The organism is Microbacterium sp. NIBRBAC000506063 (genome assembly GCF_017968845.1).
Lineage (GTDB): Bacteria > Actinomycetota > Actinomycetes > Actinomycetales > Microbacteriaceae > Microbacterium.
Map to the genome: position 1 here is coordinate 1586591 of NZ_CP072876.1, position 26066 is coordinate 1612656.

Annotated in this window: 30 protein-coding genes, 1 tRNA gene and 2 pseudogenes; 21 read left to right on the top strand and 12 right to left on the bottom strand. The window is 69.7% G+C overall.

All coding sequences use genetic code 11. From position 1 onward, the window contains the following. The first annotated feature begins 69 nt into the window (after positions 1–69). The 3 genes from KAE78_RS09070 (at position 70) to KAE78_RS09080 (ending at position 1806) form a co-directional block, all read left to right on the top strand. A complete protein-coding gene (locus tag KAE78_RS09070) occupies positions 70–606 on the top strand; it encodes an amino-acid N-acetyltransferase (RefSeq protein ID WP_223170609.1) in 537 nt (178 codons plus the stop codon). Positions 607–669: 63 nt separating this feature from the next. Further along, entirely contained in the window at positions 670–1305 is a 636-nt protein-coding gene (locus KAE78_RS09075; protein ID WP_223170610.1) for a hypothetical protein, read from the top strand. Positions 1306–1392: 87 nt separating this feature from the next. Continuing rightward, positions 1393–1806, top strand: a complete 414-nt coding sequence (locus KAE78_RS09080) for an SseB family protein (RefSeq protein ID WP_223170611.1) — start codon at positions 1393–1395, stop codon at positions 1804–1806. Positions 1807–1809: 3 nt separating this feature from the next. On the opposite strand, the pseudogene radA reads toward KAE78_RS09080, so the two are convergent. Continuing rightward, a pseudogene (gene radA, locus KAE78_RS09085) lies at positions 1810–3152 on the bottom strand (DNA repair protein RadA). 163 nt (positions 3153–3315) lie between these two features. Between radA and KAE78_RS09090 the strand changes: the two are divergent. From KAE78_RS09090 to KAE78_RS09115, 7 genes and pseudogenes are all read left to right on the top strand, one after another. After that, positions 3316–3984, top strand: coding sequence for a helix-turn-helix domain-containing protein (locus KAE78_RS09090; RefSeq protein ID WP_223170612.1), 669 nt, complete (start codon positions 3316–3318; stop codon positions 3982–3984). Further along, entirely contained in the window at positions 3971–5383 is a 1413-nt protein-coding gene (locus tag KAE78_RS09095; RefSeq protein WP_223170613.1) for a cytochrome ubiquinol oxidase subunit I, read from the top strand. Before KAE78_RS09090 ends, KAE78_RS09095 begins: the two co-directional genes overlap by 14 nt. An 18-nt stretch (positions 5384–5401) precedes the next feature. Then, entirely contained in the window at positions 5402–6412 is a 1011-nt protein-coding gene (gene cydB / locus KAE78_RS09100; RefSeq protein ID WP_223170614.1) for a cytochrome d ubiquinol oxidase subunit II, read from the top strand. A 65-nt stretch (positions 6413–6477) separates the two neighbouring features. Beyond that, on the top strand, positions 6478–7524 hold the full coding sequence (locus KAE78_RS09105) for an ABC transporter transmembrane domain-containing protein (RefSeq protein WP_223170615.1): 1047 nt from the start codon (positions 6478–6480) through the stop codon (positions 7522–7524). 179 nt (positions 7525–7703) lie between these two features. Then, complete coding sequence (locus KAE78_RS18665; protein WP_317451738.1) at positions 7704–9140, top strand: ABC transporter transmembrane domain-containing protein; 1437 nt, start codon at positions 7704–7706, stop codon at positions 9138–9140. A gap of 17 nt (positions 9141–9157) precedes the next feature. Then, positions 9158–9682 (top strand): annotated as a pseudogene (locus KAE78_RS18670) (ATP-binding cassette domain-containing protein); the annotation flags it as partial. 114 nt (positions 9683–9796) lie between these two features. Then, a complete protein-coding gene (locus KAE78_RS09115; protein WP_223170616.1) occupies positions 9797–10258 on the top strand; it encodes an SRPBCC family protein in 462 nt (153 codons plus the stop codon). Between the two features lie 17 nt (positions 10259–10275). Here the strand turns inward: KAE78_RS09115 and KAE78_RS09120 are convergent, their stop codons facing one another. Then, positions 10276–11052, bottom strand: a complete 777-nt coding sequence (locus tag KAE78_RS09120; RefSeq protein ID WP_223170617.1) for a hypothetical protein — start codon at positions 11050–11052, stop codon at positions 10276–10278. Positions 11053–11200: 148 nt separating this feature from the next. Between KAE78_RS09120 and KAE78_RS09125 the strand changes: the two genes are divergently transcribed. Both KAE78_RS09125 and KAE78_RS09130 read left to right on the top strand, forming a co-directional pair. Beyond that, positions 11201–11290: transfer RNA gene (locus KAE78_RS09125), tRNA-Ser, on the top strand. 208 nt (positions 11291–11498) lie between these two features. Further along, entirely contained in the window at positions 11499–12344 is an 846-nt protein-coding gene (locus KAE78_RS09130) for a hypothetical protein (RefSeq protein ID WP_223170618.1), read from the top strand. Positions 12345–12442: 98 nt separating this feature from the next. On the opposite strand, the gene KAE78_RS09135 is transcribed toward KAE78_RS09130, so the two are convergent. Further along, positions 12443–12601 carry a hypothetical protein gene (locus tag KAE78_RS09135; RefSeq protein ID WP_223170619.1) on the bottom strand — a complete coding sequence of 53 codons (159 nt, stop codon included), beginning with the start codon at positions 12599–12601 and terminating at the stop codon, positions 12443–12445. A 21-nt stretch (positions 12602–12622) separates the two neighbouring features. Between KAE78_RS09135 and KAE78_RS09140 the strand changes: the two genes are divergently transcribed. From KAE78_RS09140 to KAE78_RS09155, 4 genes are all read left to right on the top strand, one after another. Beyond that, the gene (locus KAE78_RS09140) at positions 12623–13066 is read left to right on the top strand and encodes an SOS response-associated peptidase family protein (RefSeq protein ID WP_223170620.1); all 444 of its coding nucleotides are present in this window, start codon (positions 12623–12625) and stop codon (positions 13064–13066) included. 49 nt (positions 13067–13115) lie between these two features. After that, on the top strand, positions 13116–13751 hold the full coding sequence (locus tag KAE78_RS09145) for an NAD(P)-dependent oxidoreductase (RefSeq protein WP_223170621.1): 636 nt from the start codon (positions 13116–13118) through the stop codon (positions 13749–13751). 2 nt (positions 13752–13753) lie between these two features. After that, positions 13754–14203 carry a MarR family winged helix-turn-helix transcriptional regulator gene (locus KAE78_RS09150; RefSeq protein ID WP_223170622.1) on the top strand — a complete coding sequence of 150 codons (450 nt, stop codon included), beginning with the start codon at positions 13754–13756 and terminating at the stop codon, positions 14201–14203. A gap of 114 nt (positions 14204–14317) precedes the next feature. After that, the gene (locus KAE78_RS09155) at positions 14318–14710 is read left to right on the top strand and encodes a hypothetical protein (protein WP_223170623.1); all 393 of its coding nucleotides are present in this window, start codon (positions 14318–14320) and stop codon (positions 14708–14710) included. Positions 14711–14738: 28 nt separating this feature from the next. Here the strand turns inward: KAE78_RS09155 and KAE78_RS09160 are convergent, their stop codons facing one another. Next, positions 14739–15086 carry a hypothetical protein gene (locus KAE78_RS09160; RefSeq protein ID WP_223170624.1) on the bottom strand — a complete coding sequence of 116 codons (348 nt, stop codon included), beginning with the start codon at positions 15084–15086 and terminating at the stop codon, positions 14739–14741. 190 nt (positions 15087–15276) lie between these two features. Here KAE78_RS09160 and KAE78_RS09165 point away from each other — a divergent pair, with 190 nt between their 5' ends. The 3 genes from KAE78_RS09165 to KAE78_RS09175 are packed head-to-tail and all read left to right on the top strand — an operon-like array spanning position 15277 to position 17525. Further along, complete coding sequence (locus KAE78_RS09165; RefSeq protein WP_223170625.1) at positions 15277–17187, top strand: sodium-dependent transporter; 1911 nt, start codon at positions 15277–15279, stop codon at positions 17185–17187. Then, positions 17184–17315 carry a methionine/alanine import family NSS transporter small subunit gene (locus KAE78_RS09170; protein ID WP_223170626.1) on the top strand — a complete coding sequence of 44 codons (132 nt, stop codon included), beginning with the start codon at positions 17184–17186 and terminating at the stop codon, positions 17313–17315. The genes KAE78_RS09165 and KAE78_RS09170 overlap by 4 nt, the downstream gene beginning before the upstream one ends. A 54-nt stretch (positions 17316–17369) precedes the next feature. Then, a complete protein-coding gene (locus tag KAE78_RS09175) occupies positions 17370–17525 on the top strand; it encodes a hypothetical protein (protein ID WP_223170627.1) in 156 nt (51 codons plus the stop codon). Between the two features lie 111 nt (positions 17526–17636). Here the strand turns inward: KAE78_RS09175 and KAE78_RS17710 are convergent, their stop codons facing one another. Together KAE78_RS17710 and KAE78_RS17715 are read right to left on the bottom strand one after the other, a co-directional pair. Continuing rightward, complete coding sequence (locus tag KAE78_RS17710) at positions 17637–18806, bottom strand: malate synthase G (protein ID WP_262927624.1); 1170 nt, start codon at positions 18804–18806, stop codon at positions 17637–17639. Further along, positions 18773–19702 carry a hypothetical protein gene (locus KAE78_RS17715; protein WP_262927856.1) on the bottom strand — a complete coding sequence of 310 codons (930 nt, stop codon included), beginning with the start codon at positions 19700–19702 and terminating at the stop codon, positions 18773–18775. Before KAE78_RS17715 ends, KAE78_RS17710 begins: the two co-directional genes overlap by 34 nt. On the opposite strand from KAE78_RS17715, the gene KAE78_RS09185 reads away from it, so the two are divergent. Then, entirely contained in the window at positions 19595–19852 is a 258-nt protein-coding gene (locus tag KAE78_RS09185) for a hypothetical protein (protein WP_223172518.1), read from the top strand. The two genes, KAE78_RS17715 and KAE78_RS09185, sit on opposite strands and share 108 nt — an antisense overlap. A gap of 81 nt (positions 19853–19933) precedes the next feature. After that, positions 19934–20683, top strand: coding sequence for an IclR family transcriptional regulator (locus KAE78_RS09190; protein ID WP_223170628.1), 750 nt, complete (start codon positions 19934–19936; stop codon positions 20681–20683). Positions 20684–20820: 137 nt separating this feature from the next. On the opposite strand, the gene KAE78_RS09195 is transcribed toward KAE78_RS09190, so the two are convergent. The 6 genes from KAE78_RS09195 to KAE78_RS09220 form a co-directional block, all read right to left on the bottom strand. Next, positions 20821–22395, bottom strand: a complete 1575-nt coding sequence (locus tag KAE78_RS09195; RefSeq protein ID WP_223170629.1) for a dipeptide ABC transporter ATP-binding protein — start codon at positions 22393–22395, stop codon at positions 20821–20823. 88 nt (positions 22396–22483) lie between these two features. Beyond that, the gene (locus tag KAE78_RS09200) at positions 22484–23056 is read right to left on the bottom strand and encodes an ABC transporter permease (protein WP_223170630.1); all 573 of its coding nucleotides are present in this window, start codon (positions 23054–23056) and stop codon (positions 22484–22486) included. Continuing rightward, a complete protein-coding gene (locus KAE78_RS09205; protein ID WP_223170631.1) occupies positions 23053–23346 on the bottom strand; it encodes a hypothetical protein in 294 nt (97 codons plus the stop codon). The genes KAE78_RS09200 and KAE78_RS09205 overlap by 4 nt, the downstream gene beginning before the upstream one ends. Next, positions 23343–24374 (bottom strand): ABC transporter permease, encoded by a 1032-nt coding sequence (locus KAE78_RS09210; protein ID WP_223170632.1) that lies wholly within the window; start codon positions 24372–24374, stop codon positions 23343–23345. Before KAE78_RS09210 ends, KAE78_RS09205 begins: the two co-directional genes overlap by 4 nt. A gap of 5 nt (positions 24375–24379) precedes the next feature. Further along, positions 24380–25882 (bottom strand): ABC transporter substrate-binding protein, encoded by a 1503-nt coding sequence (locus KAE78_RS09215; protein WP_317451924.1) that lies wholly within the window; start codon positions 25880–25882, stop codon positions 24380–24382. After that, positions 25786–26019 (bottom strand): hypothetical protein, encoded by a 234-nt coding sequence (locus KAE78_RS09220; protein WP_223170633.1) that lies wholly within the window; start codon positions 26017–26019, stop codon positions 25786–25788. Before KAE78_RS09220 ends, KAE78_RS09215 begins: the two co-directional genes overlap by 97 nt. Positions 26020–26066: the final 47 nt, after the last annotated feature.

Consider the following 26066-nt stretch of genomic DNA (forward strand, 5'->3'; position numbering starts at 1 on the left):
GCCTCGGCGTGCGTGAATGATCCGGAGTTCGACTCGGCCGTCGAAGCAGCACGGGCGTAGGCTGGTCGGATGACCCTCAGGCAGGCCCAGGATCCGGCAGGCGAGCACGCTCGTGTGACGGTGCGCGCGGCGACGACCGCCGACATCCGCGGCATCCAGTCCCTGCTGGAGCCGCTCGTGCAGCGCAGGATCCTCCTGGGCAAGGACCTCGCCGTGCTCTACGGCGCCGTGCAGGAGTTCGTCGTCGCCGAGAACGAGGGGCAGCTGATCGGATGCGGCGCGCTCCATGTGATGTGGGAGGACATCGCCGAGATCCGCACGCTCATCGTGCGCGACGACTGGCTGCACCATGGTGTGGGCCGGGCGATCGTCGAAGACCTGGAGGCGCGCGCCCGTGACCTGGGTGTGCGACGACTGTTCTGCCTCACCTTCGAGGTCGACTTCTTCAGCCGACGCGGCTTCGCGCCCATCGGCGAGCAGATCGTCGACGCCGACGTGTACTCGCAGCTGCTGCGCAGCCCCGATGAGGGTGTCGCCGAGTTCCTCGACCTCGCGCACGTCAAGCCGAACACCCTCGGCAACACCCGCATGCTCAAGCACCTCTGACCGATCTCGGCACTCCCGGGGCGTAAGCCCGAGGATCACGGACGCCGCGATTAGCCTGAACGCATGACCCGCACGCATTCGCCCGCCGTGTACCGCCGTCGGCGGCTCGTGGTGTTCGGCGGGCTGCTCGTCGTCCTCGCCGGTATCGGTGTCGGCGTCTGGCTGCTGCTCGCGCAGCCCTGGCAGGCGTCGGCGGCCGGGCCCGAGCGGACGCCCGCCGCGGAGGTGGAGACCGATGATCCGTCGGATGCCGCCGAGCCGGACGACGCGGACACCGACGCTGACGCGGGGGAGGCGGATGCGGCATCCGACTCCGAGGGGAAGACCCCCGCGCCCGAGCCCACGGTCGGCCCGTGCGTCGAGGACAACATCCAGGTCCGCCCGCTGACGGACGCCACGAGCTATCGAGGCGGTGCCAAGCCTCAGCTGTCGATCGAGCTCACCAACACCGGTGACGTCGACTGCACGATCAACGTCGGCTCGTCGACCCAGGTGTTTACGATCCGCAGCGGCAAGGACGTGTGGTGGCGGTCGACCGACTGCCAGAAGAATCCGAGCGACATGATCGTGACGCTCGAGGCCGGTCAGACCGTCACGAGTGCCGAGCCCGTCGAGTGGAACCGTACGCGCTCCTCCGTGAAGATCTGTGACTCGGGCAACCGCCCGACCGCCCGCGGGGTGGGGCGTCCTATCACCTGAGCGTGGAGATCGGTGGCTTCGAGGGAACCGGAACGAAGCAGATCCTGCTGTACTGACCGACCGTCGCGGCGGATCTAGGCTGGAGTCATGGCCGCGAAGAAGAGATCCGGGAAGAAGAAGCCGGCGCCCGAGGAGTTCCGTTCCGAGGCTCTGGCGCAGGCGTTGGAGCACCAGGACATGGCGGCCGTGGCGCTCGCACTCCGCAACGGCAACACGGTCGTGCCGCTGATCAGACCCGGCGCGCGCGACAATCCTCTCGACGGTGGTGAGGTGTGGACCTACCGCGATCCGAACACGGGCGAGGTCGCGCTTCTGCTGTTCAGCGACGCCCGCAACAAGCCCGCCAACCTTCCGCCGGGGGTCGGGATCTACTCGCCCGCCTGGCTGCGGGCGTTCCTCACGGAGCACCGCGAGACGATCACCACGGTGTTCCTCGACATCGCCGGGCCCCACCCGATGCAGGCGCCGCCCGAGGAGCTCCTCAAGGCGCTCGACGCCTGACCGTCAGAACGGCGCGCGCTCGGTCGTGCGCAGACGGTCGAGCGCCGCGCGCAGCGTCTCGGCGCGATCGTCGACGACCCTGTCGTAGCCGAGGCGTGCGGCCTCGGAGCGCCGCTGAGCCGCCTGGGTGACCGGGCGGATCTCGCCGGCGAGGCTCAGTTCGCCCACCGCGGCGATCGTGTGCGGCACACGGAACTGCCCGATGGAGCCGGCCACGGCGATCGCGACGGCGAGGTCGGCGGCCGGCTCGGTGAAGCGCACCCCGCCCACGGTCGATACGTACACGTCGAGGTCGCTCGTCTTGATCCCGGCGCGGCGCTCGAGGATCGCCAGCACCATCGCGACCCGGGAGGAGTCGAGGCCGTTCACGACCCGCCGAGGGTTGGGCGCCTGCGTCGACACGGTCAGCGCCTGCACCTCGACCGGCAGGGCGCGCCGGCCCTCCAGGGCGATCGCGACGCAGGTGCCCGGTTCCGTCGCCCCGCGGGAGAGGAACAGACCGCTCGGATCGGGCACCTCGGCGATGCCCTCGCCGGTCATCTCGAAGCAGCCGACTTCGTCGGTCGGGCCGAAGCGGTTCTTGAGCGCCCGCACGAAACGCAGCGCGGTCTGGCGGTCGCCCTCGAAGTGGCAGACGACGTCGACGAGGTGCTCCAGCATCCGGGGCCCGGCGACCTGCCCGTCTTTCGTGACGTGCCCGACGATGATGATCGGCAGGCCGCGCTCTTTCGCGATGCGGATGAGCGTGGATGCGACCTCGCGCACCTGGCTGGGCTGCCCGGCGGCGCCGTCGGTGAGCGAGGAGGCGACGGTCTGCACCGAGTCGACGATCACCAGGTCGGGCCGCACCTCGTCGATGTGACCGAGGATCGTGGCGAGATCGGTCTCGCTGGCCAGGTACAGCTCGTCGTGGAGGGCGCCGGTGCGCTCGGCGCGCAGCCGCACCTGGGCGGTGGACTCCTCGGCGCTCGCGTACAGCACTCGCTGCCCGGCGCGGGCGCTCTGGGCGGCGACCTCCAGCAGCAGCGTCGACTTGCCCACGCCAGGTTCGCCCGACAGCAGGACCGCAGCCCCCGGCACGATGCCGCCGCCGAGCACCCGGTCGAACTCGCCGACCCCGCTCGTGCGGCGGGGTGCGTCGGCGGTGCTGATCTGCGTGATCGGCCGCGCCGCCCGCTCCTGGGGCGGCGCGAGCGCGCTGATCTGCCGCACGATCCCGGTCTGCGCGCCCTGCTCGACGACCGTTCCCCACTGCTGGCACTCACCGCAGCGGCCGACCCACTTCGCGGCCGTCCACCCGCACTCCGAGCACGCGAAGGCGGGGGAGCGGGTCTGCGAGTGGCCATGCTCTCAGGGTAGTCGCGGCATCCGACGCCCGAGACTGCGCGCCGCCGCAGGCGGAGGCGGGATTATTCACGGCCCGGTACCCTCTTCACCGGGAGGGCTGGGGAATAATGGGGGCATGGCCAATGGGGGCCCTCCTACGGGCCGATCTCGAGCTTCTCCCGGGTGCAGATCCTGCACCTGGTGCAGTCTCGTGGGGAGCGCACGATCGCCGAGCTGAGCGAGGCGACGGGCCTCCACCAGAACACCGTGCGCGAGCACCTGCAGCGTCTCATCGAGGGCGGTTACGTGCTTCAGGCCAGCGAGCGGCGGACCACGCGCGGACGGCCGCGCACGCTCTACAGCGCCGCCACCGGGCTCCCGGAGGCGTCCAGTCCGGTGGCGAGGGACAAGGTGACCGCCGCCGCACGTCGCGGCGACCTCCTGCGGCAGGTGGTGCCGGATGCCGCATCCGGTCTCGACCGGCGGGCGACCCATCAGCTGGACGCCCTCGTCGAGCATCTGGAGGAGAGCGGATTCGATCCGCTCATCGACGATGATGCGCTCACGGTCGAGCTCACGCCCTGCCCGCACGCGGCAGCTCGTCCTGAGGACCGCCGCACGCTGTGCGCCGTGCATCTGGGGCTGATGCAGGGCGTCCTCACCGAGGCGGGCGGTCCGCTGTCCGCCGAATGCGTGCGCTCTCCGCGCGCGGCGGAGGAATGCACCGTGCAGCTGCGGATGATGCCGCACGCTGCGGAGAGCGGGCGTCCCGCGATCGGGGCGCCGCCGAGACGGCCGGATACGACCGGCCGGGCGAGCAGAAGGGGAATCGCGCCGCATGGAATGGCTTGATCCGCTGGTCCTGTCCCGATGGCAGTTCGGGCTCACCACGGTGTACCACTACCTGTTCGTCCCTCTCACGATCGGCATGGCGCTGGCCGCGGCGATCTTCCAGACCGTGTGGGTGCGCACGGGCAAGATCGAGTATCTGCATCTGACCCGCTTCTTCGGGAAGATCTTCCTCATCAACTTCGCCATGGGCGTCGTCACCGGCATCGTGCAGGAGTTCCAGTTCGGGATGAACTGGTCGGACTACTCCCGCTTCGTCGGGGACGTCTTCGGCGCGCCGCTGGCATTCGAAGGACTCCTGGCGTTCTTCCTGGAGGCGACGTTCATCGGGCTGTGGATCTTCGGCTGGGACAAGCTCCCGCCCAAGATCCACCTGCTGACCATCTGGGGCGTCGCGATCGGCACGATCCTGTCCGCGTACTTCATCATCGCGGCGAACGCGTTCATGCAGAACCCGGTCGGCTACGAGTACAACGAGCTCACCAACCGCGCCGAACTCGTCGACTTCTGGGCACTGCTGACCAACCCGGTCGCCCTCGCGGCCTTCCCTCATACGATCTTCGGGGCGTTCATGTTCGCCGCCGGTGTCATCATCTCCGTCTCGGCCTGGCACATCCTCCGCGGCCAGCACCTGGACACGATGCGGATCTCGCTGAAGTTCGGGCTCTGGGCGATGATCGTCTCCACCGTCGGTGTGGTGATCACGGGCGATCAGCTCGGCCTGGCGATGTATGCGACCCAGCCGATGAAGATGGCCGCCGCCGAGGCCACCTTCGACACGGTCTGCGGGCCGGAGGCCGCCTTCAGCCTGTTCACGCTCGGCACGCCCGACGGCAAGACCGAGCTGTTCAGCATCCGTGTGCCGTATCTGCTCTCGCTGCTGTCCACGCACACCCTCGACGGCTGCGTGCACGGCATCAACGACCTCAACGCCCAGTACGCCACGGAGTTCGCCCACACGGGCCTGACCGACTTCACCCCCGTCCTCTGGATCACCTACTGGTCGTTCCGCTGGATGATCGGCCTGGGCCTGCTGCACTGCCTCATCGCGATCGCCGGCCTCTGGGTCACGCGCAAGAAGGCCACGCGCGAGCCGGCCGCCTGGATGTGGAAGATCGCGATCTGGTCCTTCCCGCTCACCCTGGGGGCGAACATCGTCGGCTGGGTCTTCACGGAGATGGGCCGGCAGCCGTGGATCGTGTTCAGCCTCATGAGCACGCGCGACGGCGTCTCGCCGGGGGTCACCGGCCTCGAGGTGCTGATCTCGCTCATCGCGTTCACCGCGATCTACGCGGTCCTCGCCGTCGTCGAGGTCCGCCTCATCGTCAAGGCCGCGCAGAAGGGCCCCGACACCACCGAGAAGCCCGACGAGACGTCACAGGTCCCGTCGGTGGTCTACTAGGCCGGAGAGGACACGCACATGGATCTCGCCACGCTCTGGTTCTGGATCATCGCCTTCCTGTTCATCGGGTACTTCGTCCTGGACGGCTTCGACTTCGGCGTCGGGATGTCGCTGCCCTTCCTGGGCAAGGACGACGTCTCCCGCCGCCAGCTCATCAACACGATCGGGCCGGTCTGGGATCTCAACGAGACCTGGCTCATCGTCGCCGGCGCGTGCCTGTTCGCCTCCTTCCCGGAGTGGTACGCATCGCTGTTCAGCGGCTTCTATCTGCCGCTGCTGATCATCCTGCTCGCGCTCATCGCGCGCGGGGTGTCGTTCGAGTACCGGCACCAACGTCCGGATGCGAAGTGGAAGTCCCGTTTCGACCTCATGATCATCGTCGGCTCGGCGGTGCCGGCCTTCCTCTGGGGTGTGGCGTTCGCGAACATCGTGCAGGGGGTGCCGCTGGATGAGAACCACATCTACCAGGGCACGATCTTCACGCTGCTGAACCTCTACGGGCTGCTCGGCGGGGCGGTGACGCTGCTGCTGTTCTTCACCCACGGGGTCACCTTCGTGGCGCTGAAGACCGACGGCCAGATGAGGGAGGACGCCCGCAGGCTGGCCTTCCGCGCAGGGCTCGTGACCCTCGTGGCGGCCGCGGTCTTCCTCGTCTGGACCGTGCTGGCCCACTTCTCGGTCGCGGTGCTGCTGCTGGCCGCGCTCGCCGCGGTCGCGCTCGTCGCCTCCATCCTCGCCAATCTCCGCGGACGCGAGGGCGCCGCCTTCACCTTCGGCGCCGTGACGATCGGCGCGGCGGTGCTCGCGCTCTTCACCGCGCTCTTCCCGAACGTGCTGCCCTCCACCATCGATCCGGCGTTCAGCCTCACGATCGAGAACGCCTCGAGCACGCCGTACACGCTCGAGATCATGAGCTGGACCGCGCTGTTCGCGCTGCCGCTGGTCCTCGCCTATCAGGGATGGACATACTGGGTCTTCCGCAAGCGGGTCACCCGGGCCTCCATCGAGGGTGCGCCCGCGCACGCGTGAACCGAGTGCGACCGAGAACCGGCTCGGCCGGGGGTGAACGGAGCAGGCCCGTCGACCCGAGGCTGTTGCGCCATGCGCGGGCCGCGCGGGTCTTCCTCCTCGCCTCCGGGGTCATCGGCGTGCTGCAGACGGCCGTGGTGATCGGATTCGCCTGGCTGCTGACCGATGCCATCACCGGGGTGATCGCCGGGCGCGACGTGACCGGATCGCTTCTTGCCCTCGTCGCCGTGGCCGCGCTGCGCGGCATCCTGATCGCGCTGTCGGATGCCGTGGGCTCCCGCGCGGCGGCCCGCACCGGATCGGAGCTGCGCGCGGAGCTCATCGCGACGATCGGGCGCCTCGGACCCGGGTGGCTCGCGCAGCGCAACCGGGCGGCGCTGGCGGTGACCGCCGGGCATGGGCTCGATGCGCTCGACGCCTACTTCGGCAGATACATCCCGCAGCTCATCCTGACCGTGATCACGACCCCGGTCGTGCTGGCCGTCATGTGGTGGCAGGACTGGCCGAGCGGACTGATCGCCTCGGTCACTCTTCCGCTCATCCCGCTGTTCCTCGTCCTGATCGGGCTCGCCACCCGCGCGGTCCAGCGCCGTCAGTGGGAGACGCTGCAGCGGCTCGCCGTGCGCTTCGCCGACACTGTTCAGGGGCTGGCGACCTTGCGGCTGTTCGGGCGCGAGCGGCGCGCGGCCGAGCAGATCGGGGCGACCGCCGACCGGTACCGGCGCGAGACGATGAAGGTGCTCCGATTCTCCTTCCTCTCAGGCTTCTCCATGGAGCTGCTGTCGTCGCTCGCCGTCGCGCTCGTCGCGGTGGCGGTGGGATTCCGGCTGCTGTCGGGCGAGCTCACGCTCGAGGTCGGACTCTTCGTCCTCCTCCTCGCTCCCGAGGCGTTCCTGCCGATCCGTCAGGTCGGCGTGCAGTTCCACGCCGCTGCGGAGGGCGTGGCGGCCACCGAGGACATCCTCGAGGTGCTGGACGAGGGTGTCGCGGAGCAGGGCGGGCGCAGCGATGACGGGTCGGGCGCCGCCGTGCCGACGCCTTCGTCGTCCGCCCGGGCCCGCGGACGCCGCGCGCGTTCTCCGCGTCCGCGATCTGCGGGTGCGCCGCGGTGACGCCTTTCTGCCGCCGGTCTCGTTCAGCGTGGAACCCGGCGCGATCACCCTCGTCGAGGGCCCAGCGGCTCCGGCAAGTCGAGCATCCTGGGCGCCCTGCGCGGGGCGGCGGAGTTCGACGGCGAGGCGCGTCTCGCGGCATCCGACATCCGGGACCTGAACCCGGCCGAGTGGCTCGCGTGGGCCGGGCAATCACCGGGGCTCCTGCGCGGGACGATCGCCGAGAACGTGGCGCTGGGCGACGCGGGGCGCATCCCGACGGTATCCGTGCGGCGCTCGACGAGGCCTGCGCGCCCGAGCTCGATCCGGCGCAGGAGCTCGGGGTCCAGGGCGAAGGGCTCTCCGGTGGCCAGGCGCAGCGCGTCGCCGTGGCCCGGGCACTGCACCGGCATGCCGCCGACCCCACGAGGATCCTCGCGCTCGACGAGCCCTCGAGCGCGCTCGACGCCGAGACCGAGGAGCGGCTCTGGCGGAGCCTGCGCGCGCGGCGGATGCCGGGGCCGCGGTGCTCCTCGTCTCGCACCGCCGCTCGGCGCGCGACATCGCCGACCGGGTCGTCGCACTGGGGGTGCGCGTATGAGGGCGGGGCGCGGCGGATCCTGCGGCTCGCCCAGCCTCCGGCCGGCCGGTTCCTGCCGGGGCTGATCTGGGGCGTGCTGTCGGCCGGCGCGGCCGTGTGTCTTCTGGCCGTGAGCGGCTGGCTGATCGTGACCGCGTCGATCGTCGACTCGCTGGTGCCGCTGTCGGTCGCCGTCGTCGGCGTGCGGTTCTTCGCGGTGGCGCGTGCGGTCTTCCGGTACCTGGAGAGGCTCTCCGGGCACGATGCGGCGCTGCGGCAGCTCGCCCGCACGCGCGCGGACATGATCCACCGCCTCATCCCGCTCTCGCCGGCCGGCCTCGCCCGCACCGATCGAGGGCACGCGCTGTCGGCCCTGGTCGACGACGTGGAGAATCTGCAGAATCTGCCGCTGCGCGTCGCGCAGCCGCTCGGCGTCGCCGCGCTCGTCGGGGCCGGCGCCGTCGGGTTCGTCCTCTTCGTCTCGCCGCCCGCGGCGCTCGCCCTGGCCGCGTGCCTCCTCGCGGCGGCGGCCGCCTCCATCGGTCTCGGCTGGGTGCTCGGCGCCCGTGCGGAACGCCGGCTCTCGGCACTGCGCGCGGAGCTGTCGGCCGCGCTCACCGACTACCTGGGCAGTCTCGATGTCCTCCTCGCCTACGGGGCGGAGCCGGCGGCGAGGGGCGCGTGCAGACGGCGGATGCCGCGTTGCGCCGTGCGGTCACCCGCGCCTCGCTCGCGCAGGCCGTCTCGGCCGGTGTCGTCTCGCTCCTGGCCGGTGTCGCATCCGTCGGGGCGCTCGCCGCCGCTGCGCCCGGCCTCGCCACCGGCGCGATCGATGCGCCCTGGCTCGCGGTCGTCGTCCTCGTGCCGATGGTGGTCTTCGAGGTGTTCGGCGCCACCTCGATCGCGGTCTCGTCCTGGCGGAGCGTGCGGACGAGCGCGGAGCACATCGCCGACACGCTGCCGGATCGGATGCCGGAGGAGCTGCGCTCCGACGACGGTGACGCCTCCTTCGCCCCGCCCGGGACGCCGGCGCTGCGCCTGCGCGGGGTGCGCGTGAACTGGCCCGGCGGTGATGCCGGCCTGCGCGGGGTCGACCTCGATCTCCGGCCGGGGGAGCGGGTGCTGGTCACCGGGCCGGGCGGGGCGGGGAAGAGCTCTCTCGCGGCGGCCCTGGTCGGCTTCCTCCGCGTGGAGGGCGAGTACACGGTCGACGGCAGGGGCGCGCAGACGATCGCGGGGCCGGCGCTGCGCCGCACGATCGGACTGTGCGAGCAGAGCCCGCAGCTGTTCGACGAGGACATCCGGCAGAACCTGCTCTTCGCGCGCGACACCGCCACCGATGAGGAACTGCTCGCCGTGCTCGGCAGAGTCGGGCTCGGCGACTGGGTGCGCGAGCGCGGCGGACTCGACGCCCGTGTCGGCGACCGGGGCGCGATGGTGTCGGGCGGCCAGGCGCAGCGGCTGGCCCTGGCACGGGCGCTGCTGCGCGACTTCCCGGTGCTGGTGCTCGACGAACCGACCGCGGGGTGGACCCGGAGGCGGCCGACACCCTGCTCCGGGACATGCTCTCGGCGACCGGAGAGCAGTCCGTCCTGTTGATCTCGCACGTCGCCCCGCCGGAGGGCACGATCGACCGAATCGTCCGGATCGACGCGGGACGCACCGTCGGAGCAGGGGGTGCGTCATCGGGCTCGGCCACGTAGCGTGGAGGAGATGGGACGCACAGACGAGGCGAGCAGAGTGATCGAAGCGTCGGCGGTGCGCGTCTACAAGGCGCTCACCACGGCCGAGAAGGTGGCGCGTTGGTTGCCGCCCGAGGGCATGACCGGTCGTGTGGAGGACTTCGACCCGCGACCGGGCGGCGCCTACCGCGTGGTGCTGACCTACGACGACGCCGCGGGCGCTCCCGGCAAGTCGACCGCCGCCGAGGACGTCGTCGACGGTCGCTTCACCGAGGTCGAGCCCGGTGTGCGCGTCGTGCAGGAGTTCTCCTTCGACAGCGATGACCCCGGCGTCGCCGGAGCCATGACGATGTCGTGGGAGGTCGCGGCCGAAGGCGCGAGCGCGCTCGTCACCGTGCGCGCGGAGAACGTCCCCGACGGCATCGACGAGGAGCAGCACCTGGCCGGGATGGCGTCGTCGCTCGAGAACCTCGCCCGACTCGTGGAGGGGTGAGACGCGGCATCCGACCCCTACTCGTAGAGTGACGGCGTGGGCTCCATCGTGATGCCCTGGGCCTCGAACGCGCGACGGCGCTCCTCGATGCGGCGGTGCATCTCGATCTGCGCCTCCTCGACGAGGGCGCCGTCGATGGTGACGCTCTCCCCGCGGGGACGGCCGCCGTTCGCCGCGATGTAGGCGTCGAGCTCGGGACCGGACGTCCACGAGGCGATGAGTCCGTGGCGCGGGGCTTCGCCGCGGTGCCAGACCGCGTGCCAGAGCCGTTGCGTGTCGATGATCATCCGGGTGCCGGCGCGGAGGGGAAGGCGCACCTCGGTGGCGGGATCGAAGCGGTCCGAGCGCAGGATCATGAGCGAATCGGCGTCGTCGGTGAGATTGACGTAGCCGCGCACCACCCAGCCGGTGCCCTCGGGGTTGAGGCGGTTGTTGTCGTCCTGATGGAGGTTGTAGACGGCATCCGCGTACTCGTTCGGCTGCAGCTCGATGACCCGGCAGCGCCCGACGTTCGCGCCCGGCTCCTGGGCGCGACGGACCAGGCCGGGCGCCTTGGCGACCTGCTCGGGGATCCAGACGCCGTCCTTGTCGGTGCGAGGGGGCGTGTAGTTCCAGAATCCGTTGCAGTCGACGTCACCGCGGTAGCTGGTCAGGGGCGCGAAGCGCGTGATGCCTGAGGAGCGCCAGCGCAGGTACTCCAGCTCCTGCCATTCGGCGGGCTCGAGTCCGTCGGCGGCGTCATCGAGGACGACGTATCCGGTCTCGTCGAGGGCGGAAGACGTGACGTACTCCATGACGTCCTTTCCCAGGGCCAATCGTGCCTCGTGTCTCCTCGTCATCCTATCCAGCGTGCGGGTTCGAGGTCGGATGCCGCGAGCCGCGACCCGTGGCCGATCCCGGCTCGGTTCGCGCGCGGGTTCGAGGTGTCGTAGAATATCCCACGGTGACGTGTCCGAGCGGCCGAAGGTGCAACTCTCGAAAAGTTGTGTAGGGTAACCCCTACCGTGGGTTCAAATCCCACCGTCACCGCCAGAAAAACCCCCGTTTATCGGGGTTTTTCCATTGGTGCGACGGGGGTGCGCCCCTCCTGGCTGGTTGAAGCGAAGAGATCGCGGCGTCGCCATGGCGCTGAGGCCGATCCGGCACTACGCTGAGCCCAGACTCCGGAGGGGGACAAGATGCGTATTCGCAGACTGGCGAAGGTGGCGGTCGCCGTCTTCATGGCCGGCACGCTGGCGGCATGCACGACGACCCACACGCCCGACCATGCCCCGATTCGGTGCCGGCGCCGGAGCAGACGGAGATCGTCGGCGACATCGACGCGGCGGGCGCCGTGTTCGTGGTGCGCACCCAGGAGCGCGAGTGGCAGCTCGCTCCCTCGGAGTGGCAGGTGATGGACGACTTCGGGACGGATGCCGCATCCCCGCCCGACATCGGAAGTCCCGACAGCGTGTACGTCTTCGTTCCGATCGGTGAGTGGGCGTTCGGTCCCGCGACGATGTACACCGGGGACGTGATGCATTCGTGCAGCGGTGTGACGGTCGATGCCGACTACGTCGAGCTCGGGAACGGGTGGTACGAGATCACGCCGCACGGCCCCGCAGGTGCGTACACGCTGGAGCTCTACGCAGGGTCGGGGCCGACGAGCGGCCTCTCGCCGCGGACGGGCATGATGATGGGCTCGGTCATCTGGACGACCACCCCGGCGCAGGCGGATGCCCCGCTCGGGCCACCGGAAGTGTCGATGAGCCTGCTCACCGACGAGTCGGGAGCGCTCGAGGCGGGCGATCTCCAGTTGGAGATCGCGAACGTGTACCCGCCCGTCGACGTCGAGCTGACGGTGACCGTGACGGCCGCGAACGGAGAAGCCCTGACGTTCCAGCCCGAGTCGACCGGTGTGTGCATCGGGTCGTCGATCAACTTCGTCGTCTCCTACCCGGAGACGCAGCGGGTGCTCCAGCTCGGCGACGCTCCTTTCACATACGACGTCGAGCTTTCGATGAACGGCGAGACGCACCGCGGCAGCGCGGAGTGGTCGACCGGCCCCGGCGACGTGCCGGTCGAGTTCGACGCCCCGCTCTCCTGAGCCCGGCACGGCATCGATCGTGGCGATGCCGAGGTTGTCGAGGGGCCCCGGCCTTGTCGTGTCGGGGGCAAGGCGTACCCTGGCCGCATGTGCTCGTCTTACGGCCTGGATCCGAGATTCGACGATGAAGAGTGGCGTGACGCGATGGATGCCGCGGCGATCGACGCGCTGCGCGCATGGGCGGAGGGGAACGCGGGCGAGACGCTGCGCCCCACCGGGATCAACGCGCGCAACACGAACCCGGTCTTCACCGACACGAGCACGATGACGGCGGGCTGGTGGGGTACCTCGTCGGCGGCAAGGCAGCGGGATTCACGTCGATCTGGACGCGCTTCGAGCGCCTGCAGGCGCAGCGAGGTCCGACCGGCGCTCGCGTCATCGTCGCCGCCACCGACTGGCGGGAGAAGCAGAAGCCGTCGAATGACTGGTACCACTTCGATCTCGACGGGCGCCTGCTCGGGATGGCCGCCGTCGCCCGCCCCGGACGCACCGCGGACGGCGAGGAGTACACCTGCTACAGCCTCGTGATGCGGCCCGCTGCCGCCCGCATCGCCGACGTGCACGACCGGATGCCGCTGCTGATCGCCCCGGGGTTCGCCGAGGAGTGGCTGACCAGCGACGCGCCCGCCGGCGAACTGCTCGATGCCGCGGCGTCCGCGTCCTCGCCCGTCGTCGATCAAGTGGCCGCGCATCTCCAGCGCGACGACGGCGCACTATTCTGACGCACGCGGCGTGCGATCGGTCAGTTGCTTTAGTTGCTAAACTAGTTGCATGACCGCGATCGCTCTCTTCGGCGCCACCGGCAAGACCGGGCGCCGCGCCCTCGACCGCGCCCTGGCCGCCGGCTACGACGTCCGCGCCCTGGTGCGCACCCCCGCCAAGCTCGATGCCGCATCCGACCGCCTCACCGTCATCCAGGGCGACGTGCTCGATGCCGCTGCCGTCGACGCCACGGTGGCGGGATCGGATGCCGTCCTCGCGCTGTTCGGGCAGGTGAAGGGGTCTTCGCCGACCCTGCAGGCCGACGGGACACGGAACATCGTCGCCGCCATGAAGACGCACGGCGCCGGTCGCATCGTCACGTTGTCGGGCGGCGGCCTGCGCGCGGAAGGGCACGACCAGCCCAAGGTGGCCGACAACATCATCCGATTCCTGCTCAAGACGTTGTCCGGGCACGTCCTCGCCGATGCCGAGGAGCACCTGAAGGTGGTCCAGGACTCCGGGTTGGACTGGAACGTCGTGCGCGGCCCCCGACTGACCGAGAAGCCCGGCAAGGGCGCGTACCGCGTCGGCTGGGTCGGTGTGAACGCGAGCACGCAGATCAGCCGTGACGACCTCGCGGACTTCATCCTCACGCAGGTCGACGACCGCGACTTCGTGCAGCAGATGCCCTTCGTGAGCGACTGACGATGCCTCCCTCGCGCATCGCCCTCATCGCGGAGGTGCTGGAGAGCGTCGTCGTGCTCGGCCGCCGACTGATGGTGGAGAACGCCACACCGCTGGGCGACGTGCACCTGAGCCGCTCTCAGTGGGATGCGCTCTTCGTGCTCGCGCACTCCTCGGCACCGGTCACCCCCGGCTCGCTGGCCGCGGCGCTCGCCGTGACCCCTGGGGCGGTCACCCAACTCGTCGAGGGGCTGCGCAGCCGGGGACTGGTGGAGACCACCCGGCACCCGGACGACGGGCGCGCGCGCATCCTGCAGCTGACGTCCTCGGCTCGCGGACAGATCGAACGATTCGAGCGCGCCGCCACCGAACGCATGGCGCCCCATTTCGACGCGCTGGACGAGGGCCAGCTCGCGCAGCTGCGCGCACTGCTGGCCGCCGCGGCATCCGACCCGGGGAGCGACGCGACCTAGAACCACCTCGCTCTCGACGTGCAGGCGAGCGCGGTCTAGCCTGGACCCAGGCGGGTCTCCTGCCCGCTTACGACGGCGAAAGCCCTGAAGAGAGCGAGGTGCGAGATGGATTCCATGATGATGGACGCCATGTCGGCGGACATGAAGTCGACGCCCGGCATGGACATGATGGACATGTCCGTCATGCAGGCCTGTATGGACGCGTGTTCGGCCTGTGAGCAGGCCTGTACGGTGTGTTCGATGCAGATGATGGACTGCGCGCCGGCGTGCATGAACTGCGCCGACATGTGCAACACCATGATGCGTTCGATGATGCGGATGCAGGGGATGACCCCGGCCGTCATGATGTCGATGCTCGACGCATGCATCGCGATGTGCCAGATGACCATGGACGCCTGCATGGAGCACGCCGACCACAGCGAAGTCTGCAAGATGTGCGCTCAGGCCTGCAAGGCATGCATGGACGCCTGCATGGACATGAAGAACATGATGATGGCCGCCGCTTGAGCGGCCTTTTCTCTGCGGTGCGCGTCGGCTAGAGCGGCGCGACGTTGAAGCGCGTGCCGCCGACGGCGAGCACGTGATAGCGCCGGTGCAGCGCCACCGGCGAACCGGGCTGCGTCTCGAGTGCGGCTCCGGCGGCGTTCCACAGGGTGTGGGAGTCGCCGTCGAGCGTGCGCACCGTGAGCGAGCCCGTTGCGGCATCCGTCGTCTCCACCAGCGCGTCGACCCAGTCGCTCGGAGTCGCGGATGCGAGCCGGGCCTGGATCAGGTGCAGCGAGTGCCCCGGAGCGAAGGAGGAGCAGACATCGCCGTGCCGGCACATGCACGCTGCACGCTCGCTCACCTCGAGGGGTGAAAGGCGGGGCAGCGGGGTGGACACGACGGTCTCCTCTCGACGGAACTGTTTCCGCAAGAATAGGTGTGCTCCTGCCGAGCGCCAACCGTGCGTGAAACGGGGTGAAACAATTGGATCTCCGAAGCTGCCGGAGAAGAAGTCCCTAGGATGGGCGCATGCCCAGGCTTCCCTTCCGGAGAGGTGCGACAGCGATCGCTGTGGAGAGCGGCTGACCGTGAGCACCTTCCTTTTCGCGATGCTCGTCGGGCCGATCTGGCTGGGCGTGGCCGTTGGTGTGATCGCCGGGGTGCTCCTTCTCAGCTTCGCCGCCGTCGGGGTGCTGAACACGGGACTGGGTCACGCGATCGCCGCCATCGGGAAGGCGATCCGGGCGCGGAGGCACCCGGAACCGTTGCCGCCCCTCGAGACGAGGTCCTGGCTCCTGACGACCAGGAGGATCCGCTGCTCGGGCGGACCTGAGTGGGTCTCGTTGACCTTCGGAGGGGAGTGGGACAAGGTGGTTCCTATGAGTGAATCGCCGAGGACCTCAAGCCCGCCACGCGAGACCTGGGGCACCCGCGGAGCCTTCATCATCGCGGCCATCTCCTCCGCGGTCGGGCTCGGCAACATCTGGCGCTTCCCCGGAGTCGCCTACGAGAACGGCGGTGGCGCGTTCCTGCTGCCCTACCTCGTCGCGTTCCTCACCGCGGGGCTTCCGATCCTGTTCTTCGACTACGCGATCGGGCATCGGTACAAGGCGTCGCCGCCGCTGGCATTCCGCCGCATCAACAAGAAGTTCGAGCCCCTCGGCTGGTGGCAGGTCGCGATCTGCTACGTCATCGCGACCTACTACTCCGTCGTGATCGCCTGGGCCGCCACCTACGCCTACTACGCCTCGCACCGGGCGTGGGGCGATGACGCCGTCGGCTTCTTCATCGAGAACCACCTGCACATGGCCGACCCCGAGGACGGCTTCACCCTGCAGTTCGCTCCGGCGGTGCTCATCCCGCTCGCTGCGCTCTGGATCGTCGTGGTCTTCGTGCTCGCCCGCGGCATCCGACGGGGCCTGGACAAGGCGAACAAGATCACGCTGCCGCTGCTGGTGATCACCTTCACCGCGATCGTCGTCTACGCGCTGTTCCTTCCGGGCGCCGTCGACGGCCTCAACGCCTTCTTCACGCCGAGCTGGGAGGCGCTGGCGAACCCGGCCGTGTGGATCGCCGCCTATGGCCACATCTTCTTCTCGTTCTCGATCGCCTTCGGCATCATGCTGACCTATTCGTCGTACCTGCGGCGCAAGAGCGATCTCACCGGTTCGGGCCTCGTCGTCGCGTTCTCGAACACCAGCTTCGAGCTGCTCGCCGGCATCGGCGTCTTCGCGACCCTCGGTTTCCTCGCCTCGGTGCAGAGCGTCGCGATCGCCGAGCTCGAGAGGATCACGGGCGTGGGACTGGCCTTCATGACCTACCCGACGCTGCTCTCGGAGATGCCCGGCGGCGCCGTCATCGGCGTCCTGTTCTTCCTCTGCCTCGTGCTCGCCGGATTCACCTCGCTCCTGTCGATCCTGCAGGTGGTGTCGGCATCCGTTCAGGACAAGACCGGCTGGAGCCCGAGCAAGGCCGGTCTCATCGTCGGCCTCGCCACGGCCGTGCCCTCGATCCTGCTGTTCTCGACGACGAGCGGCCTGAGCAGTCTCGACATCGTCGACGCCTTCGTGAACAACATCGGGGTCGTCGCCGCCGCCGTCTTCACCCTCCTGCTCGTGGCGATCATCGCGCGCAAGACGCCGGAGTTCCGGGCGCACCTCAATGCCGTCTCCTCGCTGAAGGTGGGCTGGCCCTGGGCGCTCATGGTGACCATCCTCACCCCGATCATCCTCACCGTGATCCTGGTGACCGGCGCCTGGGACTACATCGTGAACGGCTACGGTGCCCCGCCCTACCCGGCGTTCTACGTGGGGATCGCCGGCTGGGGCATGATCGCCGCGATGCTCGTCTTCAGCTTCGTCGTCAGTTACCGCTCGTATTTCCGGCCGGAGGTCGATGAGGACGGCTTCGAAGACACCGACACCCTCGCGCTCGAGGTGCAGCAGGACAAGGACCGTCTGCTGGCCGAGCGCGCGGCGAAGAAGGGAGACTTCCGATGACTCCTCTGGCGATCGCCTTCCTCGTCCTTTCTGCGGGTCTCCTCTGGGGCGGCCTCGCCTGGAGCCTGCTGCGCCTGCGCAAGCATCCCGACATCCCCGAGGGCGACGAGGTCCCGCCGTCGACCTGAGCCTCTGCCGATAGGGCCTTCACTCCGTGCGGCATGCGGCGTAGCGTGGCCGTCATGAGCGATCCACGTGCAGAAGACGATGCGACACCCGACGAGGAGCGCGACGCCCCGCTCGGCGGCGACGAGACGACCGAAGAGCAGCTGGAGGCCGACAATGAGGTCGAGGAGGACATGCTGAAGACCCTCGACCCCGACGACCCGCCGGCCTGAGCCGGATGCCGCCGCCCGATCTGCGGACAGACGCCCGAATCGCGGACTGAATCGCAAGCATTCATCGGCAGATCGGGCGGATGTCCGCAGATCGGGCGCGGACGGATGCCGTCAGGCGGCCTGCTCCGCCTTCTTGCGGCGGCGCATCTCGTGCAGGATCGGCTCGGTGTAGCCGCTCGGCTGCGCGGCGCCCTCGACGATCAGTCGGCGCGCCGACTCGAAGGCCAGTCCCGGGCCGTTCTCACCGATAAGCGGCTCGTAGTCGGGGTCGCCGGCGTTCTGTCCGTCGACCACGGGCGCGAGACGGCGCAGGCTCTCATCGACCTGCGCCTCGGTGATGAGGCCGTGACGCAGCCAGTTCGCCAGCAGCTGGCTGGAGATGCGCAGCGTCGCGCGGTCCTCCATGAGTGCCGTGCCGTGGATGTCGGGCACCTTCGAGCAGCCCACACCCTGATCGATCCACCGCACCACATAGCCGAGGATCGACTGGACGTTGTTGTCGAGCTCCTCGTGGATCTCCTCGGCCGTCAGCTCACCGTCCAGCAGCGGAGGCACGAGGATCTCGGTGATCCCGCGCACCTCGCGCTGGGCCACCTGCGCCTGCACCTCCGCGACGTCGACCTCGTGGTAGTGCAGCGCGTGCAGCGTTGCGGCGGTCGGCGACGGCACCCACGCGGTCGTCGCGCCCGAGCGCACGTGGCCGATCTTCTGCTCGATCATGTCGGCCATGAGGTCGGGCATCGCCCACATGCCCTTGCCGATCTGGGCGCGACCGGGGAAGCCCGCGGCGAGGCCGCAATCCACGTTCCAGTCCTCGTAGGCGCCGATGAATGCCTGCGCCTTGATGCGCGCCTTCGGCACGACGGGCGCGGCGTGGAGAGACGTGTGGATCTCATCGCCGGTGCGGTCGAGGAAGCCGGTGTTGATGAACACGACGCGTTCGGATGCCGCGGCGATGCAGGAGCGGAGGTTCACCGTCGTCCGGCGCTCCTCGTCCATGATGCCGACCTTGAGGGTGTTGGCGGGCAGCCCCAGCAGCTGCTCGACCCGGCCGAAGAGCTCCACCGTGAAGGCGACCTCGTCGGGACCGTGCATCTTGGGCTTGACGATGTACAGCGAGCCGCGACGCGAGTTCGTACCGGCGGTCTCGCCGCGCAGATCCGGGAGGGCGCCGAGGGTCGTCATGATCGCGTCGAGGATGCCCTCGGGCACCTCGGCGCCGTCTGAGTCGAGCACGGCATCCGTCGTCATGAGGTGCCCGACGTTGCGCACGAGCAGCATCGAGCGGCCCGCGACCGTGACGCGGCCCTGGCCGTCGGGGCGATGTACTCGCGGTCGGGGTTCATCGTGCGGGTGAAGGTCGTGCCGCCCTTGGTGACCTCTTCGCTGAGGGTGCCGGTGACGAGCCCGCGCCAGTTGCGATAGCCGAGCGACTTGTCGTCGGCGTCGACCGCGGCGACGGAGTCCTCGAGATCCATGATGGCGGTCGTCGCCGACTCGACGAGGATGTCGTTCACGCCGGCGGCGTCGGTCCGGCCGATCGGGCCCTCCGGGTCGATCTGGATCTCGACGTGCAGGCCGTGGTGTCGCAGCAGCACCGCGGTGGGCGCGGCGGCGTCGCCGCGGTAGCCGACGAAGGCGGCCGGGTCGGAGAGGGCGGATGCCGCATCCGCCCTCTCGACCGTCAGGGCGCCGTTGTCGACGCGGTACCCGGTGGCATCCGCGTGCGAGCCCTCGGTGAGGGGAGCGACGAGGTCGAGGACGCGGCGGCCGTAGGCGATGACCTCGGCGCCGCGCTTCGGGTTGTACGCGCGGCCGGGGGCGAGATCGCCCTCCTGCGGGATCGCGCCGGTGCCGTAGAGGGCGTCGTAGAGCGACCCCCAGCGGGCATTGGCGGCGTTGATGGCGAAGCGGGCGTTGAGCACGGGGACCACGAGCTGGGGCCCGGCGAGCGTCGCGATCTCGTCATCGACGTTCTCAGTCGTGATGGTGAAGTCCTCGGGCTCGGGGAGGAGATAGCCGATCCGCTCCAGGAAGGCGCGGTAGGCGATGGGCTCGGGCGGGCCGGGATGGGCGCGGTGATACGCGTCGATCTCTGTCTGGAGGCGGTCGCGCTCGGCGAGCAGCTCGCGGTTGCGGGGGCGAGGTCGGTGATGATCGCCTCCACGCCGCTCCAGAAGGCGTCGGCATCCGATCCGGACAGCGCCTCCTCGACGAACGCGAGGAGGGGCGCGGCGACCTGGAGCGATCCGCGCTGTTCGCGGGTGATCTCGGAGAGTGCCGAGGCGGCGTTCGGTGTCATGTCGTGCTCCTTCGTCGCGGTGTGAAGGCGACGCTAGCAACGAATCTTCATTTTCGGAACTTCTATTCCGTATAGTGGAATCTAGCAGCGGATGCGAGGAGGAGCCATGGCCGAGAAGGACAGCGGCGTGCAGTCGGTCACCCGGGCGTTCGCCCTGCTCGAACTGCTCACGACGCTCGGCGGGGAGGCCGGAGTCGGCGAGCTCTCCGAGGGCCTCGGCCTGCCCGCGCCCACGATCCATCGACTGCTGCGCACCCTCATCCAGCGCGGCTACGTCATGCAATTGCCCTCCCGCCGCTATTCGCTCGGCCCGGGGCTGATCCGGTTGGGCGAGGCGGCGACCCGGCGCCTGTCGTCCTGGGCGATGCCGGCGCTGCTCCGGCTCGGCGAGGCCACGCACGAGACCGCCAACCTCGCGGTGCTCGACGGCGACATGGCCGCCTACGTCGCGCAGGTCCCGTCCCGGCACCAGATGCGCATGTTCACCGAGGTGGGTCGCCGCGTCCTCCCGCACGCGGCCGGCGTCGGCAAGGCGCTGCTCTCGCAGCTCGACGACGCCGAGGTCTCGGCGATCGTGCGCCGCACCGGGCTGCCCGGCTACACGCCCACGACCCTCACGAGCGAGGAGGCGCTGCTGGCCGAGCTCGCCGGCATCCGGCGCCGGGGATACGCCGTCGACGAGGGCGAGCAGGAGGTCGGCGTGCGCTGCTTCGCCGTGCCGATCCCCGGGCTCGCCCTGCCGATGGCGGTGTCGATCTCTGGGCCGGCAGGGCGCGTGACCCTCGCCTCCGCCGAACGTATGGTCTCGGCGCTCGACGACGCGGCCGCGTCGCTGCGGGCGGCCGTGCCGGGGTAGCGGAGTCGCCGTCTGCAGGAGGCGTGCATCCTTCTGCAGGAGGATGCTGCAACCGCAGCGGCCTTTCCCGCGCGGGAACCGGTTGCAGGGCGGATCGCTCCTGCAGAGCGCAGTGGCGCTCCTGCATCCGGTGTCGACTACGCGGCGTCTGCCTCCGCGAGGACCCGGTGTCCCGGGATCGCGTCGATGAGGCGACGGGTGTAGGCCTCGCGCGGCTGCGCGAACAGCTCACGCGTCGGCGCGCGCTCGACCAGGCGGCCGTGTTCGAGCACCGACACCTCCTCGGCGATCTGGCGCACGAGACTGAGGTCGTGCGAGATGAACAGGTAGGTCAGCCCGTCACGGTCGCGCAGCTCCATGAGCAGGTCGACGATCTGCGCCTGCACCGTGACGTCCAGGGCCGAGGTCGGCTCGTCGAGCACCAGGATCTCGGGACTCAGCGCGAGCGCCCGCGCGATGGCCACCCGCTGCCGCTGCCCGCCCGAGAGCTCGCCGGGGCGCCGGTCGAGCAGATCGCGGGAGAGGGCGACGTGATCCAGGGCCGCCTCGACCTTGCGCAGGCGCTCGGCCGGCCCGGCCGTGGTCGTCAGAGCGATCGGCTCTTCGATGAGGCGGCGCACCGGCATCCGCGGGTCCAGGGCCGACAGCGGGTTCTGGTACACCAGCTGCAGCTGCTGCGCGTAGGGGTTCGACGACGGCGGTTCGGGCGCGAGCACCCGGTCGCCCACCGAGACGGTGCCTGCGTCGAACGACTCCAGCCCGGCGACGATGCGCGCGATGGTCGACTTCCCCGACCCCGACTCGCCCACGAGCGCGTGAATGCTCCCTCGCCGCACCGAGAGGTCGACCGCGTCGACGGCGGGGACGGGGGCACCCGCGAAGCGCTTGACGAGACCCGTGATCGTCACGGCGCGGGCGTCGGATGCGGTGACGGGGCGCAGGCGGTCGGCGTACCGGTCGGGACTGAGCGCCGGGGCGTTGGTGAACAGCACGCGGGTGTAGTCGTCGGAGGGATCGTCGAGCACCTGCTCCGTTGGTCCTTCGTCGACGAGACGGCCGCCGTGCAGCACGGCGATCCGTTCGGCGCGGTCGCGGGCCAGTGCGAGGTCGTGCGTGATGAACAGCACCGACAGACCCAGGTCGCGCCGCAGGTCGTCGATGAGGTCGAGGATGGTGCTCTGCACGGTCACATCGAGGGCGGAGGTGGGCTCGTCGGCGATCAGCAGTCGCGGACGCCCGGAGATGGCGATGGCGATGAGCGCGCGCTGCAGCTGGCCGCCGGAGAGCTCATGCGGATAGCGGGCCAGCTTCTGGGCGGCATCGACGATGCCGACGCGCTCGAGCAGATCGATCGCCTGGGCCGTGCGCTCCGCGCGGGGCACGCCGAGGCGGCGCAGCTCGGCTCTCAATCGCGATCCGATCGACTGCAGCGGATCGAGCGAGCTGAGCGGGTCCTGCGGGACGAATCCGATCTCATGTCCACGCAGCAGGCGCCATTCGCGGTCGCCGAACCGGGTGACGTCGCGGGACGCGAACTCGATGGAACCGGCGGTGATCGCCCCGTTGGCGGGAAGCAGCCCCGCCGCCGACAGCGCGATCGTCGACTTTCCGGATCCGGACTGGCCGACCAGGGCGATCGTCTCGCCGTGGGGCACGCTCAGGGTCACATCGTCGACGACCTGGCTGGCCGTGCGGCCGCGACGGTACGACACGGACAGTCCTCGCACGACGAGGACCGGCTCGGGTGAGACGCGGTGGGGACGTCGGAGATCTGGGGGATGTCGGCGGCTGCGATGAGGGTCATGTGTCTGCTCCGTCGGGGTCTTGTGAGATCAGGGCGCTCACGCGGCTGATGGACAGCACGGTGAGGATGATGACGACGCCCGGAAGCAGGGTCAGCCACGGGCTGGAGGCGATGTACTCGCGGCCTTCGGCCACCAGCAGGCCCCACTCGGGATAGGGCGGCGGAGCGCCGTATCCGAGGAAGCTCAGCGCGGCGATCCAGAGGATCGATGCGCCGAACTGCAGCGTCGTCATCGAAAGCACGGGCCCGTAGGAGTTCGGCAGGACGTGGCGCCAGAGGACCCCCGCCGACCCCACACCCAGGTGCCGCGACGATTCAACGAAGGTCAGCGCCTTCACCCGCAGCACCTCCGAGCGCATGAGTCGGGCGAACATCGCCACGGAGGCGATGCCGACGGCGATCGCCGCGTTGACCGAGCCGAAGCCGAGCGCCACGACGATGACCATCGACAGCAGCAGGCCGGGGATCGACAGCAGCACGTCGACGATCCGGCTGATGATCGTGTCGGCGGCGCGCCCGAAGTAGGCGGCGATGAGGCCGAGCAGCGACCCGACGCCGAGGCCGATCACGACGGCGATGACCGACGCCAGAAGCGTGCGTGAGGTGCCGTGGACGACGCGCGTGTACAGATCGCGACCGAGGTAGTCGGTGCCGAAGGGTGGGCGAGGCTGGGCGGGAGCAGGGTCTGCCCGGGCTGGACCTCGAGCGGGTCGTGCGGCGACAGCAGGCCCGGGGCGATCACGGCGACGGCGAGCACCAGCAGGAAGGCGATCGCGGCGATGTCGAACCCTGCGAGTCTGCGTCCGCTGCGCACCCGTCGAGTGGGCGGCGGGGCGGCCTCGGCGACGAGCTGGCTCATGAGCGGACTCCTTCAGGTGCGGATGCCGTGAGGTCGGCGTCGCCGGCCGATTCGATAGCCGCCGGCGTGACGTCGCGGGCGCTCGTGCGCGTCCCGCGACGGGTCTTCAGCCGGGGGTCGATGAGCGGGTAGACGAGGTCGGTCACGAGGTTCACGGTCGTGAACACGATCGACACGAACATGACGACGGCGAGGACGACCGGGCCGTCCTGCGCCCGGACGGACTGCTCGGTCAGGAACCCGAGGCCGGTGCGCGAGAAGATCGTCTCGGCGATCACCGACCCGGCCAGCAGCTCGCCGACGGTGAGCCCGAGCAGGGTGATGGCAGGGATCGCGCCATTCTTCAGGATGTGTCGCCCGATGATCCACGGCGGCGCGGTGCCCGAGGCGCGCAGCACCGTGACGAACGGCTCCTTCGAGGCCCGCGTCAGCCCCTGGATGAGCACCTGGGCGATCGGCGCGCTCACCCCGATCGCGAGCGTGATCGCCGGCAGCAGGAGGGACTTGAACCCCTCGTCGCGGATCGACGAGAACCATCCCAGGCTGTAGGCGAACAGCTGCAGCAGCAGGAGGCCGACGAGGAAGCCGGGTGTCGCCAGCGCCAGCGCCGGCAGGGTCCGCACCAGGCTGCGCAGGCGCGGCCACGGAGCGAAGACGGCGACGAAGGCCACGAGCAGCGCGAGGATGATGGCCAGGACGAGGGCGAGGGCGGCCAGCGCCAGCGTCTGGCCGATCCCCTGCGCCAGCAGCTCGTTCACCTGGCGGCCGTCGCGCAGCGAGTAGCCGAGGTCGCCCTGCAGGATGCGGCTCACCGAGATCCAGAACTGTTCGAGGGGCGGCTTGTCCAGGTTGTAGTAGTTGATGATGACCTGGGCCTGGTCCTCGGGGATCGGGTTCTGCGGGTTGTTGATGCGGCTCTCGATGGGGTCGCCCGGCAGCACGAACAGCACGGCGTAGACGAACACATAGGTGAGGACGACGACCAGCAGGGACTGACCGAGGCGCCGCAGGATCGTGGACAGCGGCATGACGACTACTTCTTCTCGGTCCAGGTGCTGTAGAACCACGGCCGCGCCTCGTACGTCGTGCCGAAGTCGTGGACGTGCGGCTGGATGCCGAAGACCTGGGTGTCGTCGATGATCGGCAGCCCGTAGCCCTGGTCGATCACGTGCCGCTGGATCTCGCCGACGATCCGGGCGCGCTCCTCGTCGGAGGTCGCGACCCCCTGGGCCTCGTACAGCGCGTCCAGGGTGCTGTCCGACTCGGCGTACGCGTACAGGTTCGAGTAGCCGGAGTGGTAGTTGACCGTCTGACGCACCCAGGCATCCGCCTCGGGCCAGCCGTTGCGGCGCACCGCGACGTTCGGATCGGCCAGGACCGTCGAGTAGTTCGCGTAGTCGGTCTCCTTGATCTCCAGCTCGATCCCGAGCTTCTTCAGCTGCCACTGCACGAGCTGGAAGAGCGGCTTGGCGGTGCTGTCGAAGACGTCGACGTAGGTCAGCAGGTGCAGGCGCTCGCCGTCCTTGGTGCGGTAGCCCTCGGCATCCAGCTCGGTCCAGCCCGCCTCGTCCAGGAGCCGGTTCGACTCGTCCGGGTCGTAGGCGAGCTCGGCGGAGAGGTCCACGTAGCCGAAGGTCGTCGGGGTCACCGTGCTCGTGGCGACCTGCCAGTGCCCCGTGTAGAGGTCGTCGATGATCTGCTGCCGGTCGATGCCGTGCTGCAGGGCGCGCCGCACATTGACGTCGTCGACGAAGGGCGCCGACTGGCGGACGTCCCAGACGTTGGCGTTGCCGGCGCCCTGGATGCCGACGACAGTGATCCCGGCCGCCTCGAGGCCGGCCTCCTCGCTGGGCTGGATGTAGCGGATCAGGTCGGCCTCGCCCGACTTCAGCGAGCCCAGACGGACGCTGTCCTCGGTGACGGGGATCACGATGACCTGGTCGAGGTAGGCCTCGCCCTGGTGCTCCAGGCTGGGCGGCGCCCAGTCGTAGCCCTCGCGCTTGGCGAAGACGATCTCCTTGCCGTAGGTCTCGGACTCGACGAAGAACGGTCCGGAGCCGATGATGCCGGTGATCTGCGACTGGGCTTCCAGTGTCGCATCGATGGTCGCATCGGCGACCAGGGAGGTGCGCCAGAACGACAGGATGTTGAGGAACGGCGCGTAGGGAGCGGTGAGGACGACGGTGACCGTCTGGGCCTCGTCGTCGGCGGTGACCGACTCGACGTCGGGGAACCAGTTGTTCGCCGGGATTCCCTTCTCGGCGTCGCCGAAGGCCTGCCACTCGAGGTTGCGCTGCACGCTCGCGGCGTCGAGCGGGGTGCCGTCGCTGTACGTGACGCCGTCGATGATCTCGAACGTGTAGGTCAGGCCGTCGTCGGAGATCGTCCAGTCCGAGGCGATGTAGGGCAGCAGCGCGCCGGTGGCCGGGTCGCGATAGATCAGCCGGTCGGTGATGTTGGTGACGTAGCCGCTGTCCTGCCAGGTGCCGCTGGACTGGAGCTGCGTGTTGCTCGACAGCTCGGCGTCGAGGTAGATGAGAGTGCCGCCGGCCTTGTCTGTGCTCCCGGCGCTCTCGGGGCCGGTGGCGGCCGGTGCGGCGCAGCCGGCCAGGAGTGCTCCGGATGCCAGTGCGCCGACAACGGCGAGGACGAGGCGTGGGGACGAATGCTCATGGTGTGCTCCTGCGGCGAGAGAGGGTAGGGACGTCGATCACGGGACT

What these genes read in the sequence shown, in the direction of transcription:
- KAE78_RS09175 (WP_223170627.1), top strand. Translation starts at nt 17,370, where the DNA reads ATGAGCGATCCACGTGCAGAAGACGATGCGACACCCGACGAGGAGCGC.
- KAE78_RS09190 (WP_223170628.1), top strand. Translation starts at nt 19,934, where the DNA reads ATGGCCGAGAAGGACAGCGGCGTGCAGTCGGTCACCCGGGCGTTCGCC.
- KAE78_RS17710 (WP_262927624.1), bottom strand. Translation starts at nt 18,806, where the DNA reads ATGCTGCTCGTGCGCAACGTCGGGCACCTCATGACGACGGATGCCGTG.
- KAE78_RS09205 (WP_223170631.1), bottom strand. Translation starts at nt 23,346, where the DNA reads ATGAGCCAGCTCGTCGCCGAGGCCGCCCCGCCGCCCACTCGACGGGTG.
- KAE78_RS09185 (WP_223172518.1), top strand. Translation starts at nt 19,595, where the DNA reads ATGGGCGCGGTGATACGCGTCGATCTCTGTCTGGAGGCGGTCGCGCTC.
- KAE78_RS09150 (WP_223170622.1), top strand. Translation starts at nt 13,754, where the DNA reads ATGCCTCCCTCGCGCATCGCCCTCATCGCGGAGGTGCTGGAGAGCGTC.
- KAE78_RS09130 (WP_223170618.1), top strand. Translation starts at nt 11,499, where the DNA reads ATGCACGACGACCCACACGCCCGACCATGCCCCGATTCGGTGCCGGCG.
- KAE78_RS09145 (WP_223170621.1), top strand. Translation starts at nt 13,116, where the DNA reads ATGACCGCGATCGCTCTCTTCGGCGCCACCGGCAAGACCGGGCGCCGC.
- KAE78_RS09220 (WP_223170633.1), bottom strand. Translation starts at nt 26,019, where the DNA reads ATGAGCATTCGTCCCCACGCCTCGTCCTCGCCGTTGTCGGCGCACTGG.
- KAE78_RS09075 (WP_223170610.1), top strand. Translation starts at nt 670, where the DNA reads ATGACCCGCACGCATTCGCCCGCCGTGTACCGCCGTCGGCGGCTCGTG.
- KAE78_RS09210 (WP_223170632.1), bottom strand. Translation starts at nt 24,374, where the DNA reads ATGCCGCTGTCCACGATCCTGCGGCGCCTCGGTCAGTCCCTGCTGGTC.
- KAE78_RS09070 (WP_223170609.1), top strand. Translation starts at nt 70, where the DNA reads ATGACCCTCAGGCAGGCCCAGGATCCGGCAGGCGAGCACGCTCGTGTG.
- KAE78_RS09095 (WP_223170613.1), top strand. Translation starts at nt 3,971, where the DNA reads ATGGAATGGCTTGATCCGCTGGTCCTGTCCCGATGGCAGTTCGGGCTC.
- KAE78_RS09170 (WP_223170626.1), top strand. Translation starts at nt 17,184, where the DNA reads ATGACTCCTCTGGCGATCGCCTTCCTCGTCCTTTCTGCGGGTCTCCTC.
- KAE78_RS09155 (WP_223170623.1), top strand. Translation starts at nt 14,318, where the DNA reads ATGATGATGGACGCCATGTCGGCGGACATGAAGTCGACGCCCGGCATG.
- KAE78_RS09115 (WP_223170616.1), top strand. Translation starts at nt 9,797, where the DNA reads ATGGGACGCACAGACGAGGCGAGCAGAGTGATCGAAGCGTCGGCGGTG.
- KAE78_RS09080 (WP_223170611.1), top strand. Translation starts at nt 1,393, where the DNA reads ATGGCCGCGAAGAAGAGATCCGGGAAGAAGAAGCCGGCGCCCGAGGAG.
- cydB (WP_223170614.1), top strand. Translation starts at nt 5,402, where the DNA reads ATGGATCTCGCCACGCTCTGGTTCTGGATCATCGCCTTCCTGTTCATC.
- KAE78_RS09120 (WP_223170617.1), bottom strand. Translation starts at nt 11,052, where the DNA reads ATGGAGTACGTCACGTCTTCCGCCCTCGACGAGACCGGATACGTCGTC.